The organism is Curtobacterium sp. 320 (assembly GCF_031455235.1).
In the GTDB taxonomy this organism is placed as follows: domain Bacteria; phylum Actinomycetota; class Actinomycetes; order Actinomycetales; family Microbacteriaceae; genus Curtobacterium.
On record NZ_JAVDSI010000003.1, the window covers coordinates 140560 to 156986 of the forward strand.

General features: G+C 70.8%; 13 protein-coding genes. All 13 read left to right on the plus strand.

Annotation, left to right across the window (positions count from 1 at the left end):
* Positions 1-3 precede the first annotated feature (3 nt).
* Entirely contained in the window at positions 4-1530 is a 1527-nt protein-coding gene (gene murD, locus J2X60_RS06125) for a UDP-N-acetylmuramoyl-L-alanine--D-glutamate ligase (RefSeq protein ID WP_309886821.1), read from the plus strand.
* Complete coding sequence (ftsW, locus tag J2X60_RS06130; RefSeq protein ID WP_309886822.1) at positions 1499-2773, plus strand: putative lipid II flippase FtsW; 1275 nt, start codon at positions 1499-1501, stop codon at positions 2771-2773. Before murD ends, ftsW begins: the two co-directional genes overlap by 32 nt.
* Positions 2770-3924, plus strand: coding sequence for an undecaprenyldiphospho-muramoylpentapeptide beta-N-acetylglucosaminyltransferase (murG, locus tag J2X60_RS06135; RefSeq protein ID WP_309886823.1), 1155 nt, complete (start codon positions 2770-2772; stop codon positions 3922-3924). Before ftsW ends, murG begins: the two co-directional genes overlap by 4 nt.
* Entirely contained in the window at positions 3921-5342 is a 1422-nt protein-coding gene (murC, locus tag J2X60_RS06140; protein WP_309886824.1) for a UDP-N-acetylmuramate--L-alanine ligase, read from the plus strand. Before murG ends, murC begins: the two co-directional genes overlap by 4 nt.
* A complete protein-coding gene (locus J2X60_RS06145) occupies positions 5339-6586 on the plus strand; it encodes an FtsQ-type POTRA domain-containing protein (RefSeq protein WP_309886825.1) in 1248 nt (415 codons plus the stop codon). The genes murC and J2X60_RS06145 overlap by 4 nt, the downstream gene beginning before the upstream one ends.
* Positions 6587-6736: 150 nt before the next feature.
* On the plus strand, positions 6737-7906 hold the full coding sequence (ftsZ, locus tag J2X60_RS06150) for a cell division protein FtsZ (RefSeq protein WP_309779278.1): 1170 nt from the start codon (positions 6737-6739) through the stop codon (positions 7904-7906).
* A gap of 7 nt (positions 7907-7913) precedes the next feature.
* Complete coding sequence (locus tag J2X60_RS06155) at positions 7914-8639, plus strand: YggS family pyridoxal phosphate-dependent enzyme (RefSeq protein ID WP_309779279.1); 726 nt, start codon at positions 7914-7916, stop codon at positions 8637-8639.
* A gap of 44 nt (positions 8640-8683) precedes the next feature.
* A complete protein-coding gene (locus tag J2X60_RS06160) occupies positions 8684-9247 on the plus strand; it encodes a cell division protein SepF (protein WP_309779280.1) in 564 nt (187 codons plus the stop codon).
* Between the two features lie 71 nt (positions 9248-9318).
* The gene (locus J2X60_RS06165) at positions 9319-9621 is read left to right on the plus strand and encodes a YggT family protein (RefSeq protein ID WP_083295315.1); all 303 of its coding nucleotides are present in this window, start codon (positions 9319-9321) and stop codon (positions 9619-9621) included.
* A 178-nt stretch (positions 9622-9799) separates the two neighbouring features.
* Positions 9800-10483 carry a DivIVA domain-containing protein gene (locus tag J2X60_RS06170; RefSeq protein ID WP_309779281.1) on the plus strand — a complete coding sequence of 228 codons (684 nt, stop codon included), beginning with the start codon at positions 9800-9802 and terminating at the stop codon, positions 10481-10483.
* Positions 10484-10485: 2 nt separating this feature from the next.
* On the plus strand, positions 10486-11148 hold the full coding sequence (lspA, locus tag J2X60_RS06175) for a signal peptidase II (RefSeq protein WP_309886826.1): 663 nt from the start codon (positions 10486-10488) through the stop codon (positions 11146-11148).
* Positions 11145-12068, plus strand: coding sequence for an RluA family pseudouridine synthase (locus J2X60_RS06180; protein WP_070418659.1), 924 nt, complete (start codon positions 11145-11147; stop codon positions 12066-12068). Before lspA ends, J2X60_RS06180 begins: the two co-directional genes overlap by 4 nt.
* Positions 12069-12943: 875 nt before the next feature.
* Complete coding sequence (dnaE, locus tag J2X60_RS06185; protein ID WP_396127763.1) at positions 12944-16426, plus strand: DNA polymerase III subunit alpha; 3483 nt, start codon at positions 12944-12946, stop codon at positions 16424-16426.
* The last annotated feature ends 1 nt before the right edge of the window (position 16427 follow it).

A 16427-nucleotide genomic window follows, 5' to 3' on the forward strand; every position in this document is an offset into this window, starting at 1 on the left:
GCCGTGTCCTCGTCCCGCCTGGAGTCCCTGGACAGCTGGTACGCCGAGGGCTGGAAGGGGCTGAACGTCGCCGTGCTCGGCCTCGGGGCCACCGGGTTCTCGGTCGCCGACACCCTGGTCGAGCTCGGCAGCGCGGTGACGGTCTACTCGACCGACGCCCCGTCGGACAGCGTGGAGCTGCTCGACGTGATCGGTGCGCAGTTCGTGCAGGTGCCCCTCGACTCGGTTCCCGCCGCCCTCGAGGCCCAGGCGCCGGACGTCGTCGTCGTGTCACCGGGCCTGCCGCCGCACAACGCGACCGTGCAGTGGGCCGTCGCGAACAGCGTCGTGTGGGGTGACATCGAGCTGGCCTGGCGCGTCCGCGACAAGGTCGTGCGCGGCCCCGTCGCTGCGCCCTGGGTGACCATCACGGGCACGAACGGCAAGACCACCACGACGCAGCTCGCGACCGCGATGTTCGAGGCCGGCGGGCTCCGCGCGGTGGCGTGCGGCAACATCGGCGTGCCCGTCCTCGACGTCGTGCGCGATCCTGACGGCTACGACGTCCTCGTCGTCGAGCTCTCCAGCCACCAGCTGCACTACATGCCGACGACCGGCGACGGTGCCGTGGTGCCCCTCGCCAGCGCCTGTCTGAACATCGCCGACGACCACCTCGAGTGGCACGGCTCCGCCGAGGCCTACCGGGCCGCGAAGGCCAAGGTCTACGAGCGCACGGTCCTCGCCTGCGTGTACAACACCACGGACGACGTCACCCGGCACATGGTCGAGGACGCCGACGTCGTCGAGGGGTGCCGTGCCGTGGGCTTCGGCCCGGGGATCCCCGCGCCCGGCGACGTCGGGGTGGTCGAGGACGTCCTCTGCGACCGGGCCTTCACCGACGACCGACGGAACAGCGCGCTCGAGCTCGCGACCGTCGCCGACCTCGAGGCCGCCGGGCTCGCCAGCCCGCACATGACGATGAACGTGCTCGCCGCGGCCGCGCTCGCCCGTGCGGCCTCCGTGCAGCCGAGCGCGATCCGCACCGCCGTGCAGGGCTTCCGCGCCGACCACCACCGCACCGAGCTGGTGGCCTCCGCCGAGGGCGTCACCTGGGTGGACGACTCGAAGGCGACGAACCCGCACGCGGCCACGGCGTCGCTCGCGGCGTTCGACAAGGTGGTGTGGATCGTCGGTGGTCTGTTCAAGGGCGTCGACATCGACGGACTCGTCGAGCGCTTCGGGCCGGACGTCCGTGGCGTCGTCGTGATCGGGGCCGATCGCGGCCCCGTGCTCGAGGCATTCGCGCGACACGCGCCCGGGGTGCCGGTGCTGCAGGTCGAGGCAGCGGACACTGATCAGGTCATGCCCGAGGCGGTCCGGCATGCCGCATCGGTCGCGAGGCCGGGCGACACGGTCCTCCTCGCCCCGGCTGCGGCGTCGTTCGACCAGTTCGGCTCCTACGCGGACCGGGGGCGTCGATTCGCGGCGGCGGTCCACGAGCACCTGGGAGGAAACGCCGATGGCGACGACGGATCTCCCGAGCGGCCGTAGCGGCGGAGCGGCCCCCGGCCGACCGCACGCACCCGCACGACGCCACAACGGGGCGGTCGTCGCCGTCAAGAACGTCTTCGTCGCCGAGTCGAGCACCTTCTACACGATCCTGGGCGTCACGCTCTTCCTCGTCGTCTTCGGCGTCGTCATGGTGCTGTCCTCGTCGAGCGTGGAGCAGTACGCCGCGACGCACGACTTCTTCGGCGCGGCCTCCCGCCAGGGCCTCTACGCCGTGCTCGGCGTCCCGCTCATGCTCATCGCCTCCCGCCTGCCCGCGCGGTTCTGGCGGAAGTGGGCGATGTGGATCGTCGGCGTCGGCCTGGTCGTGCAGGCGCTCGTCGTCCTGACCCCGCTCGGCTACTCGATCCAGGGCAACCGGAACTGGATCCGCCTCGGCTCGTTCACCGCGCAGCCGTCCGAGATCCTCAAGCTCGCGCTCGTGCTGGGCATCGGCGCGATCATGTACGTCAAGCGGGAGAAGCTCGACGACTGGAAAGAGGTCTTCATCCCGATCGGCATCGCGTCGCTCGGGTCGATCGGCCTCGTCCTCGTCGGCGGCGACCAGGGCACCGCGATGATCATGCTCATCCTGGTGTTCGGCGCGCTCTACGTCGGCGGCGCCCGGGCGAAGCACCTGCTCGTCGGGGTGCTCGGCCTCGCCGTGCTGCTGCCGTTCGTCACGATGGCGTCGAGCTCCCGGTCGCACCGCATCAGCGCCTGGCTCTCCGGCTGCACCGACACGAGCCAGTACCAGGACCTCTGCTGGCAGCCGACCCACGGCATGTGGGCGCTGGCCTCCGGCGGCGTCTTCGGGGTGGGCCTCGGCAACTCCAAGGCGAAGTGGTCGTGGCTCCCCGAGGCGGACAACGACTACATCTTCGCGATCATCGGCGAGGAGCTCGGGCTCGTCGGCGCCGTCGTCGTGCTCGCCCTGTTCGTGGTCCTGGCGGTCGGCATGATCAAGATCATCCGCCAGTCGAACGACCCCTTCGTGAAGACCGTCACCGGTGGCGTGCTCGCGTGGATCATCGGCCAGGCGCTCGTCAACATCGCCGTGGTCCTCGGCCTCCTGCCGGTCCTCGGCGTCCCCCTCCCACTCATCTCGGCCGGTGGCTCCGCGCTGATCATGACCCTCGTCGCCATCGGCGTCGTCCTGTCCTTCGCGCGCGACCTCCCGGGCAAGAGCGACCTCCCGGGCAGGAACAGGGTCGGCCGCACCACCACGAACGGAACCCTCCGGTGAACACGTACCTCTTCGCGGGCGGCGGCACCGCCGGCCACGTCAACCCGCTGCTCGCGGTCGCCGACCGGCTGACCGAGCGCGAGCCCGACCCCGAGGTCCTCGTCCTCGGCACCGCCGAGGGGCTCGAGTCCCGGCTCGTCCCGATGCGCGGCTACGAACTGCTGACGATCCCGCGCCTGCCGTTCCCGCGCAAGCCGAACGCCGCCGCGCTCCGCTTCCCCGGCGGGTTCCTCGGCGCCGTCCGTCGGGTCGAACAGATCATCCGCGAGCGCGAGGTCGACGTCGTCCTCGGGGTCGGGGGCTACGCGGCCGCACCGGCGTACATCGCCGCACGCCGTACCGGCACCCCGATCGTCGTGCACGAGCAGAACGCCAAGCCCGGCCTGGCGAACCGCCTGGCAGCGTTCCTCACCGACCACGTGGGCGTGACCTTCTCGAACACCCGTCTCCGTCACGGCCGGGTCGTCGGCATGCCGCTCCGGCGCGAGATCGAGTCGCTCGACCGTCGCGCGAGCCGCGCCGAGGGGCTCGCTGAGTTCGGCCTCGACCCCGCCCGACCGGTCCTCCTCGTCACGGGCGGGTCCTCCGGCGCGCGGAGCATCAACCGCACCGTCAACCGGAGCGCCGCGACGATCGTCGGTGCCGGCTGGCAGGTCCTGCACGTCGTCGGCGGGAAGTCCGACATCGGCCCGAGCGACCTCGACGGCTACCACGTGCTGCCCTACTGCGACCGGATGGACCTGGCGTACGCCGCGAGCGACTTCGTGGTCTCGCGCGCCGGCGCCGGCATGGTCTGCGAGCTGACCGCCGTCGGGCTGCCGAGCGTCCTCGTGCCGTACCCTGTCGGCAACGGCGAGCAGCGGCACAACGCGAAGGACGTCGTCGACGCCGGGGGAGCGGTCCTCGTGGCCGACGCGGAATTCGACGAGGACTGGGTGACGTTCCAGCTGCTGAACACCCTGCAGGACCGGGCCCGCATCGCCGACATGACCGTCCGTGCCGGCAGCGTCGGACACCGCGACGGCGCCGACCGCATGACGGACCTCGTCCTCGACGCCGCGAAGCGCGCGACCGATGCGAAGCGCGACGCGCACGGCACGCAGCACGACGCGCAGCACGGCACGCACGACAGCACCACGGAGGAACGATGACCATCAAGCCGGACCTGACGCAGCCGATCCCCGACGACCTCGGCACGGTCCACTTCGTCGGCATCGGCGGCTCCGGCATGAGCGGCATCGCCCGGCTCTTCCTCGCCGCCGGCCACCGCGTGACCGGCAGCGACTCCCGCGAGACCGCCACCACGGGCACCATGCGCGACCTCGGCGCCGAGGTGCACATCGGCCACGACGCCGCGAACGTCGGCGACGCGGACACCATCGTCGTCACGAGCGCGCTCTGGCCGGACAACCCGGAACTCCTCGAGGCCCAGCGCCGCGGCCTGCCGGTCCTGCACCGGTCGCAGGCCCTCGCCGCCCTCATCGCCGAGCACCGCCTCGTCGCGGTCGCCGGCGCGCACGGCAAGACCACCTCGACCGGCATGATCGTCACCGCGCTCGTCGAGCTCGGCCTGGACCCGAGCTTCGTCAACGGCGGGGTCATCCAGTCCCTCGGCACGAGCTCGGCGCCCGGCTCGAGCGACCTGTTCGTCGTCGAGGCCGACGAGTCCGACGGCTCCTTCCTGCTCTACGACGTCGCGGTCGCCCTCATCACGAACGTCGACGCCGACCACCTCGACCACTACGGCAGCGAGGAGGCCTTCACCGAGGCCTTCGTCGAGTTCGCCGCGAAGGCGAGCGAGCGCGTCGTGATCTCGAGCGACGACGCCGGCGCGAAGGCGGTCACGGCCGGGATCCGCGCCCGCGAGGACGCGCCCGGGATCGTCACCTTCGGCGAGGCGGTCGACGCCGACGTCCGGATCGAGGGCATCACCGAGTCCGCCGGGGTCGAGGTCGACTTCCGCGCCGCGGGCGAGGCGCACCACCTGACGCTCCGGGTCCCCGGCCGCCACAACGCGATCAACGCCGTCGGCGCCTTCGCCGTCCTGACCGGGCTCGGCGTCGCCGCCGCGGACGCGATCCGTGGCATCGAGGCATTCGGCGGGACCCAGCGACGCTTCGAGCTGCACGGCGTCGAGCGCGGCGTCTCGGTCTACGACGACTACGCGCACCACCCGACCGAGGTGGCGGCGGCGCTCAAGGCCGCACGGAACGTCGTGGGCGACGGCCGGATCATCGCGATCCACCAGCCGCACCTGTACTCGCGGACGCGCCTGATGGCCGGTGACTTCGCCAAGGTCTACGAGGAGCTCGCCGACCACACCGTCGTCCTCGACGTCTACGGCGCCCGCGAGGACCCGGAGCCCGGCGTCACCGGCGCCCTCGTGCAGGAGCGCTTCGCCGACCAGTCCCGCGTCGAGTTCCTGCCCGACTGGGACGAGGCCTCGGCGCGCGCGGCCGCGGTCGCGCGCGACGGCGACATCATCATGACCCTGAGCTGCGGCGACGTGTACCGCATCATCCCGCAGGTGCTCAGCGCCCTCCACGACGACGGGGCGCTGTCCCGGTGAAGCGTCCCGAGGGGTTCGACGAGCGGCCGGCCCGTCCGGACGCACCTGCCGACGGCGCGGGCGCGCCCCGGCAGCGTCGTGCCCCGCTGATCCCGCGGCGTCCGTCCCGCGAGCCCGAGCCGGTGGTCCAGGAGGCGCGGCTCGCGCCCGCCACCGAGGAACCGGTCGTCGAGACGGCCGACCCCACCGCCGCCGACTCGTCGAGCGGGTCGGCTCGCGACCGCGCCGGTGCCCTCGCCGGCGCCGCCGGCCGTCGCCTCGGCGCCGGACTGTCGTCCGTCGCCGGCCGACTGCGCGAGTACACGCCCGACGAGGACCACCACGACCCCGAGGCCGAGCGCCTCGCCCGGGAGCGGCAGGAGACCGAGCGCCGCGACGCCGAGCGGCTCGCCCACCTCACCGACCTGCACGGCCCGGACGAGGACGGTCACGAGCGCCCGATCGGTGCCGGCGTCCGCGCTGCCGAGACCGCGCGGGAGGCCCGGGTGGCCAAGCGCCGTCGTCGCCTCCTCGAGCGCGCCGAGGTCCGTCGCTTCACCCGTCGCAGCCGGCACCGCCGCGCCGCCTGGATCACCGCCGCGAGCATCGTCCTCGTGTTCGGGATCTCGATCCTCGTCGCGGTGTTCTCGCCGTTGATGGCGCTCCAGACCATCGAGGTCAAGGGGACGAACCGCGTCGACGAGACCCAGCTCCGCCAGGCGCTCTCCGACCAGATCGGCACCCCGCTCGCCCGGCTCGACTTCGACGCCATCAAGAAGGACATCGCCGGCTTCCCGCTCATCGAGAGCTACGTGACGGAGGAAGCCCCGCCGCACACCCTCGTGGTCACCGTGACCGAGCGCACCCCGGTCGTCGCGGTGCGGTCGGGGAAGTCCTTCGACCTGGTCGACCCTGCAGGCATCGTCGTGCAGTCGTCGCCGAAGCAGCCCGCGAACATGCCCGTCGCCGACATCGGCAACGCGAAGCTCGGCTCGTCCGAGTTCCGCACGATGACCGAGGTCGTGCTCGCGCTCCCGTCGACCGTGCGTCAGCAGGTGACGAGTGTGAAGGGCTCGACCGCCGACGACGTGACCCTCACCCTCAAGGACGGCTCGAGCGTCGTCTGGGGGAACCCGGAGCAGTCCGACGCGAAGGCGGCCCTCCTCGCGGCCCTCGTGAAGGACCACGCGGCGCGGAACCCCGGCGTCGTCGTCGAGTACGACGTCAGCGCTCCGGACAACGGCATCATCCGCGCGAAGAAGTAGCGGAAGTCGTCGCGGAATCGCGCGACACGCGGCGTGGCGGGGCGACAGTGCCCGGAGCGCACCCGTAGCGTCGAAGCCAGCACCACATCTACCAGCAATGCCCCTGAACTTCAAGTAGAGGTTGAGGGTTCGACCGGAGGCCTGACTGACGTGACCACGAACCACAACTACCTCGCCGTCATCAAGGTCGTCGGCGTCGGCGGCGGCGGCGTGAACGCCGTCAACCGGATGATCGAGCTCGGCCTCCGCGGGGTGGAGTTCATCGCGATCAACACCGACGCGCAGGCCCTGCTCCTGAGCGACGCCGACGTCAAGCTCGACGTGGGCCGCGAGATCACCCGCGGCCTCGGCGCCGGAGCGGACCCCGAGGTCGGCCGTCGTGCCGCCGAGGACCACGCGGAGGAGATCGAAGAGGCCCTCGCCGGTGCCGACATGGTCTTCGTCACCGCCGGTGAGGGTGGTGGGACAGGCACGGGTGGTGCGCCCGTGGTCGCCCGCATCGCGAAGTCGATCGGCGCGCTCACCATCGGCGTCGTCACGAAGCCGTTCAGCTTCGAGGGCAAGCGTCGTCAGTCGCAGGCCGAGAACGGTGTCGCCGGCCTCAAGGACGAGGTCGACACGCTCATCGTCGTGCCGAACGACCGCCTGCTCGAGATCAGCGACCGCGGCATCTCGATGGTCGAGGCCTTCGCCACGGCCGACCAGGTGCTCCTCGCCGGCGTCCAGGGCATCACCGACCTCATCACCACGCCCGGCCTGATCAACCTCGACTTCGCCGACGTGAAGTCTGTCATGCAGGGTGCGGGTTCCGCGCTCATGGGCATCGGTTCCTCGCGGGGCGCCGACCGGGCGATCAAGGCGGCCGAACTGGCCGTCGCGAGCCCGCTGCTCGAAGCCTCGATCGACGGTGCGCACGGCGTGCTGCTCTCGATCCAGGGTGGTTCGAACCTCGGCATCTTCGAGATCAACGACGCGGCCCGTTTGGTGCAGGAGGCAGTCCACCCCGAGGCGAACATCATCTTCGGTGCCGTCATCGACGACACGCTCGGCGACGAGGTCCGCGTGACCGTCATCGCCGCGGGCTTCGACGGCGGCGAGCCCACCTCGCAGCAGAAGGAGCGCCGCTCCAGCTGGGTCGACCCCGAGGCCGGCGCGACCGTCCCGGTGACCTCCGCCGGTGCGACCGGTGCGATCGAGGACTCGTCCTCGTCCGCCCCGTCGTGGGCGTCGCAGGAGCACGAGGCGCCCGCTCAGCGTGCCGCCGACCCGGCGTTCGACGACGATGACGACGAGCTCGACGTCCCCGACTTCCTGAAGTAATCCCTCCTTGGTAGCCGACACGCGCCTCCCGTCCGCCCCGTCAGCAGACGACGGACTGGAGGCGCGTCTCGCGTCCGTCAGGAGCGGCATCTCCGACGCGGCGCGCGCCGCAGGGCGCTCGGCCGACGAGCTCACGCTCGTCGTCGTCACGAAGTTCCACCCGGCGTCGCTCGTCCGCGACCTCGCCGCGCTCGGCGTCACCGACGTGGGGGAGAACCGGCACCAGGAGGCGCAGGCGAAGGCCGCCGAGCTCGCCGACCTCCCGCTGGTCTGGCACTTCGTCGGACAGCTGCAGTCGAAGAAGGCCCGGCAGGTCCGGCGGTACGCGCACGTCGTGCAGTCGCTCGACCGCGAGTCCGTCGTGGACGCGTTCGCGCCGACCGAGGCGGAACCCGAGCCGCCGGTGATCGACGGGTTCGTGCAGGTCAACCTGACCGACGACCCCGACCGCGGTGGCGTCCGACCCGACGCCGTCGAGGCCATGGTGTCGCGGGTGCTCGCGACGGGCACGATCCGGCTCCGTGGGGTGATGGCCGTCGCACCGCTCGACGAGGAGCCGCGCGCGGCCTTCGCCCGGCTCCGTGGGGTCTCCGAGCGCGTGGTGTCCCTCGCCCCCACCGCGACGGACATCTCGGCCGGGATGAGCGGTGACTACGCCGACGCCGTGCTCGAGGGCGCGACACACCTGCGGATCGGGACCGCAATCACGGGAAATCGGCCGGTCGCGCCCTAGCCTCGTTGCAAGGGCATCCACGAGCACCGACCTCCGGAGGAACCATGGCCAACCCGCTGAAGAAGACGATGGTCTACCTGGGCCTCGCCGACGAGGAACTCGAGTACGAGGACGAGCAGCCGCAGCAGCCCGCGCGGCAGCAGTCCGCTCCGGCCCCTGCCCCCGCGCCCGCTCCGGTCGCCGACGAGACCCCCGCGCCCGCCGCGGCACCGGTGGCGCCCGTCGCCGCCGAGCCCAAGGCGCACACCCACCAGCGCGGCGCCCAGGTCACCCCGCTCCGCCGCTCGCACACGTCCGCACAGAAGGCAGCACCGGTCCAGGAAATGAACGAGATCCTCACCGTCCACCCCCGCGAGTACAAGGACGCCCAGTCCATCGCCGAGAGCTTCCGCGACGGCATCCCCGTCATCATCAACCTCTCGCAGATGACCGAGGCCGACGCCCGCCGCATGATCGACTTCGCCTCCGGGCTGTCGCTCGGCCTCTACGGCAAGATCGAGCGCGTCACCAACAAGGTGTTCCTGCTGTCGCCGGCGCACGTCGCGGTGAGCGGTGAGGCGCCTGAGGTAGAGTCCGACATCGAGGCGTCCTTCTTCGCCCAGTCCTGAGTCCCTCAGGCCCACCCGCCCCGTGCGGCTCGTCGCATGACGGTCCGCACCCGAGCTGAGCGAGCCCCATCGTGACCGCGATCCTCACGATCCTGTACTACCTCCTTCTGCTGTACATCCTCGTGCTGTGGGGGCGGTTCGTCCTCGACATCGTCCAGCAGTTCAACCGGTCCTGGCGGCCGCGCGGAGCACTCCTCGTCGTCGCCGACGTGGTCTACACCGTGACGGACCCGCCGATCCGGGCGGTCCGCCGGGTCCTCCCGCCGATGCGCATGGGCCCCGTGGCGCTCGACTTCGGCTGGACGATCGTGCTCCTCCTGGCGATCATCATCCGGTTCGTGATCGCCCTGCTCATCCCCGTGTTCGCGAACTAAGAGGACACGACACGCGCCACGCCCAGTGCGTGGTCACGGTTCACGGCCACCATCGGTGTACGGTGGTCGGGATCCGATGCTCGCCCCGGCGTGGCATCCGCACCGTTCGGCGCGACTGGTAGATTCGGTCGCACCGAGACGGTTCCACACGTTCAGCAGTTCTATTGAGGTGACGGCAATGGCTTTGACGCCGGAAGACGTAGTCAACAAGCGGTTCCAGCCGACGAAGTTCCGCGAGGGCTACGACCAGGACGAGGTCGACGACTTCCTCGACGAGGTCGTCGTCGAGCTCCGTCGCCTGACGGCCGAGAACGACGAGCTCCGTCAGCGCCTGCAGTCGGCCGAGTCCGCGCCGAAGCCGGCCGAGGCCGAGCAGTCCGCTCCGACCCCCGAGCCCGAGCCGGAGCCCGCCCCCGTGGCAGCCGCGCCGGAGCCCGCTCCGGTCGCCGCCGCCGCGCCGGCCACCACGGTCCCGGCCGACGAGGACACCGAGGGCACCACGAACCTCCTGACGCTCGCCCGTCGTCTCCACGAGGAGCACGTCCGCGAAGGCGTCGAGAAGCGCGACGCGCTCATCGCCGAGGGCACCGCGCAGGCCGCCCGTCTCGTCTCCGAGGCCGAGGCCAAGCAGCGCCAGATCATCGCCGACACCGAGAACACGAACCGTCAGCGTGTCGCGGTGCTCGAGCAGGAGCAGCGCCAGCTCGAGGGCAAGATCGACGAGCTCCGCACGTTCGAGCGTGACTACCGTGCACAGCTCAAGAGCTACATCCAGGGTCAGCTCAACGAGCTGGACGGCTCGGGCACCGAGCAGTCCGGGCTCACCCCGGCGCCGGCATCGGCGCAGGGCTTCGGCAACTGACGTTGTCGCGACAAGCATCACGAGCGAAGGTCAGTGTCCGCGCGATCGCGGCACTGGCCTTCGCCGCTGTCGTCGTGGTGGCGCTCGACCAGGGCGTGAAGGCGCTCGTCGTCGCCAACCTGCCGTACGGCACCGCTGTCCCGGTCCTCGGGAACGCCCTGCAGCTGCTCTACGTCCGGAACCCCGGCGCCGCGTTCTCGTTCGCGGTGAACATGACGTGGGTGTTCTCGATCGTCTCGACCGCCGTCGTGGTCGCGATCATCGTGTTCGCCCGGCGGATCCGGTCGATGTGGTGGGCACTCGTGCTCGGCATGCTCCTCGGCGGGGCGCTCGGCAACCTGCTCGACCGGCTCTTCCGTGAGCCCGGCTTCGGTCGCGGCCACGTGGTGGACTTCATCTCGACCCCGTGGATGATGCCCGCGATCTACAACATCGCCGACTCGTTCATCTGCATCAGCATGGTGGTCTTCGTCCTGCTGGTGATCCTCGGGGTGAACCTCGACGGCACCCGTGCCCTCTCCGCGAAGCAGCAGCGCGCAGTGGACGCGGCGCGTGCGCAGTCGGACGCCTCCGAGGCGGACGAGCACCGCGCCTCCCGGCCCCTCGTCGAGGACCCGCGCGCGCCGCGTGACGGGCGGGACACCCTCGGGCACGACGCGACGTGACCGAGAGCCGTTCCCTTCCGGTGCCGGACGGGCTCGCCGGTGAGCGTGTCGATGCCGCCATCGCGAAGCTCCTCGGGTTCAGCCGTTCCTTCGCTGCCGAGGTCGTCTCGGCCGGCGGCGTGACCGTCGACGGGGTCACGGTGGACAAGTCCGACCGGTTGCACGCCGACTCCTGGCTGCAGGTCGAGTGGACGCCGAAGGAAGCCCCCCGGATCATCCCGGTCGAGGTCCCCGGCATGACGGTCGTGCACGACGACGACGACATCGTCGTGGTGGACAAGCCGATCGGCGTCGCCGCACACCCCTCGCCCGGCTGGGACGGGCCCACGGTCCCCGGTGGCCTCGCCGCCGCCGGCTTCACGATCGCGACCTCCGGTGCCGCCGAACGCGCGGGCATCGTGCACCGGCTCGACGTCGGCACCTCGGGGTTGATGGTCGTGGCGAAGACCGAGCTCGCGTACACGCACCTCAAGCGCGCGTTCAAGGAGCGCACGGTCGAGAAGGTCTACCACGCGCTCGCGCAGGGGCACCCTGACCCGACCTCCGGCACGATCGACGCGCCCATCGGCCGGCACCCCTCGAGCGACTGGAAGTTCGCGGTCACGGCCGACGGCAAGCCGAGCGTGACGCACTACGAGACCCTCGAGGCGTTCCGCTCCGCGACCCTGCTCGAGGTGCACCTCGAGACCGGTCGGACGCACCAGATCCGGGTGCACATGGCGGCGACCCGGCACCCGCTCGTGGGCGACACGATGTACGGGGCCGACCCGGTGCTCGCCGAGGAGCTCGGGCTCACGCGGCAGTGGCTCGACGCCGTCCGGCTCGGCTTCGAGCACCCGCGCACGGGGTCGTGGGTGTCGTACTCGGCGGAGTACCCCGACGACCTGCAGCGGGCGCTGGACCGCATCCGCGCCGCGTAGGCCGCGCGCCGGGGTCGCGCCTGGCGGGCGCGGCCGGCCGAGGTCGCACGAAGTGCCGCTCGCCGCGCCGCGGAGCGGCACTTCGTGCGCTCTCGATGGGACGCGCGCGGCGTGTTGCGCGCCCTCGGCGGCGCGCCCCCCTGACGGACGGGAGGTGCGGGTCGGGCCCGCACCGCGCCTCCCGTCCGCCTCGACGCGCCCGGCCGCGCCCGCCGAGGTCGTGAAATCGGTCGCTGTCGGCGCCGAGGAGCGGCACTTCGTGCGCTCTCGGCGGGACGCGCGCGGCGTGTTGTGCGCCCTCGGCGGCGCGCCCCGCGCGTGGCGCGACGCCCTGACGGACGGGAGGCGCGGGTCGGGCCCGGACCGCGCCTCCCGTCCGTCTCGACGCGCCCGGCCGCGCCCGCCGAGGTCGCGAAATCGGTCGCTGTCGGCGCTGCGGAGCGGCACTTCGTGCGCTCTCGGCGGGACGCGCGCGGCGTGTTGCGCGCCCTCGGCGGCGCGACGCCCTGACGGACGGGAGGTGCGGGTCGGGCCCGCACCGCGCCTCCCGTCCGCCTCGCCGCGCCCGGCCAAGCCCGCCGAGGTCGTGAAATCGGTCGCTGTCGGCGCTGCGGAGCGGCACTTCGTGCGCTCTCGGCGGGACGCGCGCGGCGCGTTGCGCGCTCTCGGCGGCGCGCGCCGCGCGTGGCGCGACGCCCTGACGGACGGGAGGCGCGGGTCGGCCCCGCACCGCGCCTCCCGTCCGTCTCGACGCGCCCGGGTTTGTCCCCGGTCGCGGTTAGGCTGTTCCCAGACCGCAGCAGCTCCCGCGAACCGGAGGTTCCGTGTCGGATTCCGACTCCTTCGTCCACCTGCACGTGCACAGCGAGTACTCGATGCTCGACGGCGCCGCCAGGCTCGGCGACCTCGTGGCCGAGACCGCCGCGCAGGGCATGCCCGCCGTTGCCGTGACCGACCACGGCAACATGTTCGGCGCGTTCGAGTTCTGGAAGGCCGCCAAGGCCGGCGGCGTCAAGCCGATCATCGGGACCGAGGCGTACATCACGCCGCGCACCCACCGGACCGACAAGACCCGTGTGCGCTGGGGCGACGGCGGCGGCGACGACGTGTCGGGCTCCGGCGCGTACACGCACATGACGATGTTCGCCGAGAACACGACGGGCATGCACAACCTGTTCCGGCTGTCGAGCAAGGCGTCGATCGAGGGGTACTACTTCAAGCCCCGCATGGACATCGAGCTGCTCGAGGAGTACCACGAGGGCATCATCGCCACGACGGGCTGCCCCTCGGGGGAGATCCAGACCCGGCTGCGGCTCGGCCAGTACGACGAAGCCGTCAAGGCCGCGGCGGACTACCGCGACATCTTCGGCAAGGAGAACTACTTCGCCGAGGTCATGGACCACGGGCTCGAGATCGAACGTCGGATCATGAGCGACCTGATCCGGCTGGCGAAGGACCTCGACATCCCGCTGGTCGGCACGAACGACCTGCACTACACGCACTCGCACGACGCCAAGTCGCACGCGGCCCTGCTCTGCGTCCAGTCCGGCTCGACCCTGAACGACCCGAACCGCTTCAAGTTCGACGCCGACGAGTTCTACCTGAAGACCCCGCAGCAGATGCGGCACCTCTTCCGCGACAACCCCGAGGCCTGCGACAACACGCTGCTCATCGCCGAGCGGTGCAACGTCGAGTTCGACACCGCGGCCAACTACATGCCGAAGTTCCCCGTGCCCGAGGGGGAGACCGAGCACTCGTGGTTCGAGAAAGAGGTGGCGAAGGGCCTCGAGTACCGGTACCCCGACGGCATCACGCGCGAGGTCCAGGAACGCGCCGACTACGAGGTCGGCATCATCAACCAGATGGGCTTCCCGGGGTACTTCCTCGTGGTCGCCGACTTCATCAACTGGTCGAAGAACAACGGCATCCGCGTCGGTCCCGGCCGTGGTTCCGGTGCCGGCTCGATGGTGGCGTACGCGATGCGCATCACCGACCTCGACCCGATCCGGCACGGCCTGATCTTCGAGCGCTTCCTCAACCCGGACCGCGTCTCGATGCCCGACTTCGACGTCGACTTCGACGACCGGCGCCGCGGTGAGGCGATCAAGTACGTCACCGAGAAGTACGGGTCGGCGCGTGTCGCGCAGATCGTCACGTACGGCACGATCAAGGCGAAGCAGGCGCTCAAGGACTCCTCGCGCGTGCTGGGCTTCCCGTTCGGCATGGGCGAGAAGCTCACCAAGGCGATGCCGCCGCCCGTGATGGGCAAGGACATCCCGCTCACCGGGATCTTCGACAAGGACCACCCGCGCTACAAGGAAGCCGTGGACGTCCGCACGGTCGTCGAGACCGACCCCGAGGCGAAGACGGTGTTCGACACCGCCCTCGGGCTCGAGGGGCTGAAGCGCCAGTGGGGCGTGCACGCCGCCGGCGTCATCATGTCGAGCGATCCGCTGATCGACATCATCCCCGTGATGAAGCGCGAGCAGGACGGCCAGATCGTCACGCAGTTCGACTACCCGGCAGCGGAGTCGCTCGGCCTGATCAAGATGGACTTCCTGGGGCTCCGCAACCTCACGATCATCAGTGACGCCCTCGACAACATCAAGACGAACCGTGGGATCGAGCTCGACCTCGAGACCATGGGGCTCGAGGACCCCGAGGCGTACGCGCTCCTGCAGCGTGGTGACACCCTCGGCGTGTTCCAGCTCGACGGCGGACCGATGCGTGGGCTGCTGCGTCTGATGAAGCCCGACAACTTCGAGGACATCTCGGCGCTCATCGCCCTGTACCGTCCGGGCCCCATGGGTGCGAACTCGCACACGAACTACGCGCTCCGCAAGAACGGCGAGCAGCCGATCACTCCGATCCACCCGGAGCTCGAGGAGCCCCTGCAGGACATCATCGGCACGACCTACGGCCTGATCATCTACCAGGAGCAGGTCATGGCCATCGCGCAGAAGGTCGCCGGGTTCTCCCTCGGCCAAGCGGACATCCTCCGCCGCGCGATGGGCAAGAAGAAGAAGTCCGAGCTGGACAAGCAGTACGCAGGCTTCGAGAAGGGCATGCAGGACAACGGCTACTCGGCCGCTGCCATCAAGACCCTGTGGGACATCCTGCTGCCGTTCTCCGACTACGCGTTCAACAAGGCGCACTCGGCGGCGTACGGCGTGGTGTCCTTCTGGACCGCGTACCTCAAGGCGCACTACCCGGCCGAGTACATGGCGGCCCTGCTGACGAGCGTCGGCGACGCCCGCGACAAGCTCGCGCTGTACCTCAACGAGTGCCGCCGGATGGGCATCAAGGTCATGCCGCCGGACGTCAACGAGTCGATCGGCTTCTTCGCGGCCGTCGGCGAGGACATCCGCTTCGGCATGGGCGCGATCCGCAACGTCGGCTTCAACGTCGTCGACGACATCGTCCAGGCCCGCACCGAGAAGGGCGCGTTCGAGTCCTTCCACGACTTCCTCCGCAAGATCCCGATCTCGTCGGCGAACAAGCGGACGGTCGAGTCGCTCATCAAGGCCGGTGCGTTCGACGAGTTCGGCGACTCCCGGCGGGCACTCGTCGAGATCCACGAGGGCGCCGTCGAGGGTGCAGTGAAGGTCAAGCGCGACGAGGCCCACGGCAACGTCGGGTTCGACTTCGACTCCCTCTTCGCCGAGGTCGCCGAGGAACAGCCGTCGGCAGCCGTCGTGTCCCAGGTGCCCGACCGCCCAGAGTGGTCCAAGCGCGACAAGCTCGCGTTCGAACGGGACATGCTCGGCCTGTACGTATCCGACCACCCGCTCGCCGGGCTCGAGATCGAGCTGGCGAAGCACCAGTCGATCACCATCGCCGACCTCATCGCGGCCGACGACTCGGTCGAGGGTGAGACGGTCACCGTCGCGGGGCTCTTGACGAGCGTGCAGCACCGGGTGGCGAAGTCCAGCGGCAACCCGTACGGCATCGTCGACATCGAGGACTTCGGCGGCCAGATCGGCGTGATGTTCCTGGGCAAGACCTACCAGGAGTTCGGGCCGTCGCTCGTCGCCGACTCGATCGTGGTCCTGCGCGGTCGTGTCAACGTGCGCGACGACGGCAAGGCCCTGCACGCGGTGAGCATGTTCCAGCCGAACGTCGGCGACGCCATGGGGTCCGGCCCGCTCACGCTGAGCCTGCCCGAGCGGCAGGCGACGACCACGACGGTGACCGAACTCGCCGCCGTCCTCGGTCGGCACAGCGGCGAGACCGAGGTCCGGTTGAAGCTCATCAAGGACGACGTCGCCCGCACGTTCGAGCTGCCGTTCCCGGTGAACCTGACACCCGACCTCTTCGGCGAGCTGAAGAGCCTGCTCGGGCCGCGCTGCCTGGTCTGAC

Coding starts and splice junctions, on each gene's coding strand:
- murC (WP_309886824.1), top strand. CDS start 3,921: ATGACCATCAAGCCGGACCTGACGCAGCCGATCCCCGACGACCTCGGC.
- J2X60_RS06160 (WP_309779280.1), top strand. CDS start 8,684: ATGGCCAACCCGCTGAAGAAGACGATGGTCTACCTGGGCCTCGCCGAC.
- ftsW (WP_309886822.1), top strand. CDS start 1,499: ATGGCGACGACGGATCTCCCGAGCGGCCGTAGCGGCGGAGCGGCCCCC.
- J2X60_RS06170 (WP_309779281.1), top strand. CDS start 9,800: ATGGCTTTGACGCCGGAAGACGTAGTCAACAAGCGGTTCCAGCCGACG.
- dnaE (WP_396127763.1), top strand. CDS start 12,944: ATGCTCGACGGCGCCGCCAGGCTCGGCGACCTCGTGGCCGAGACCGCC.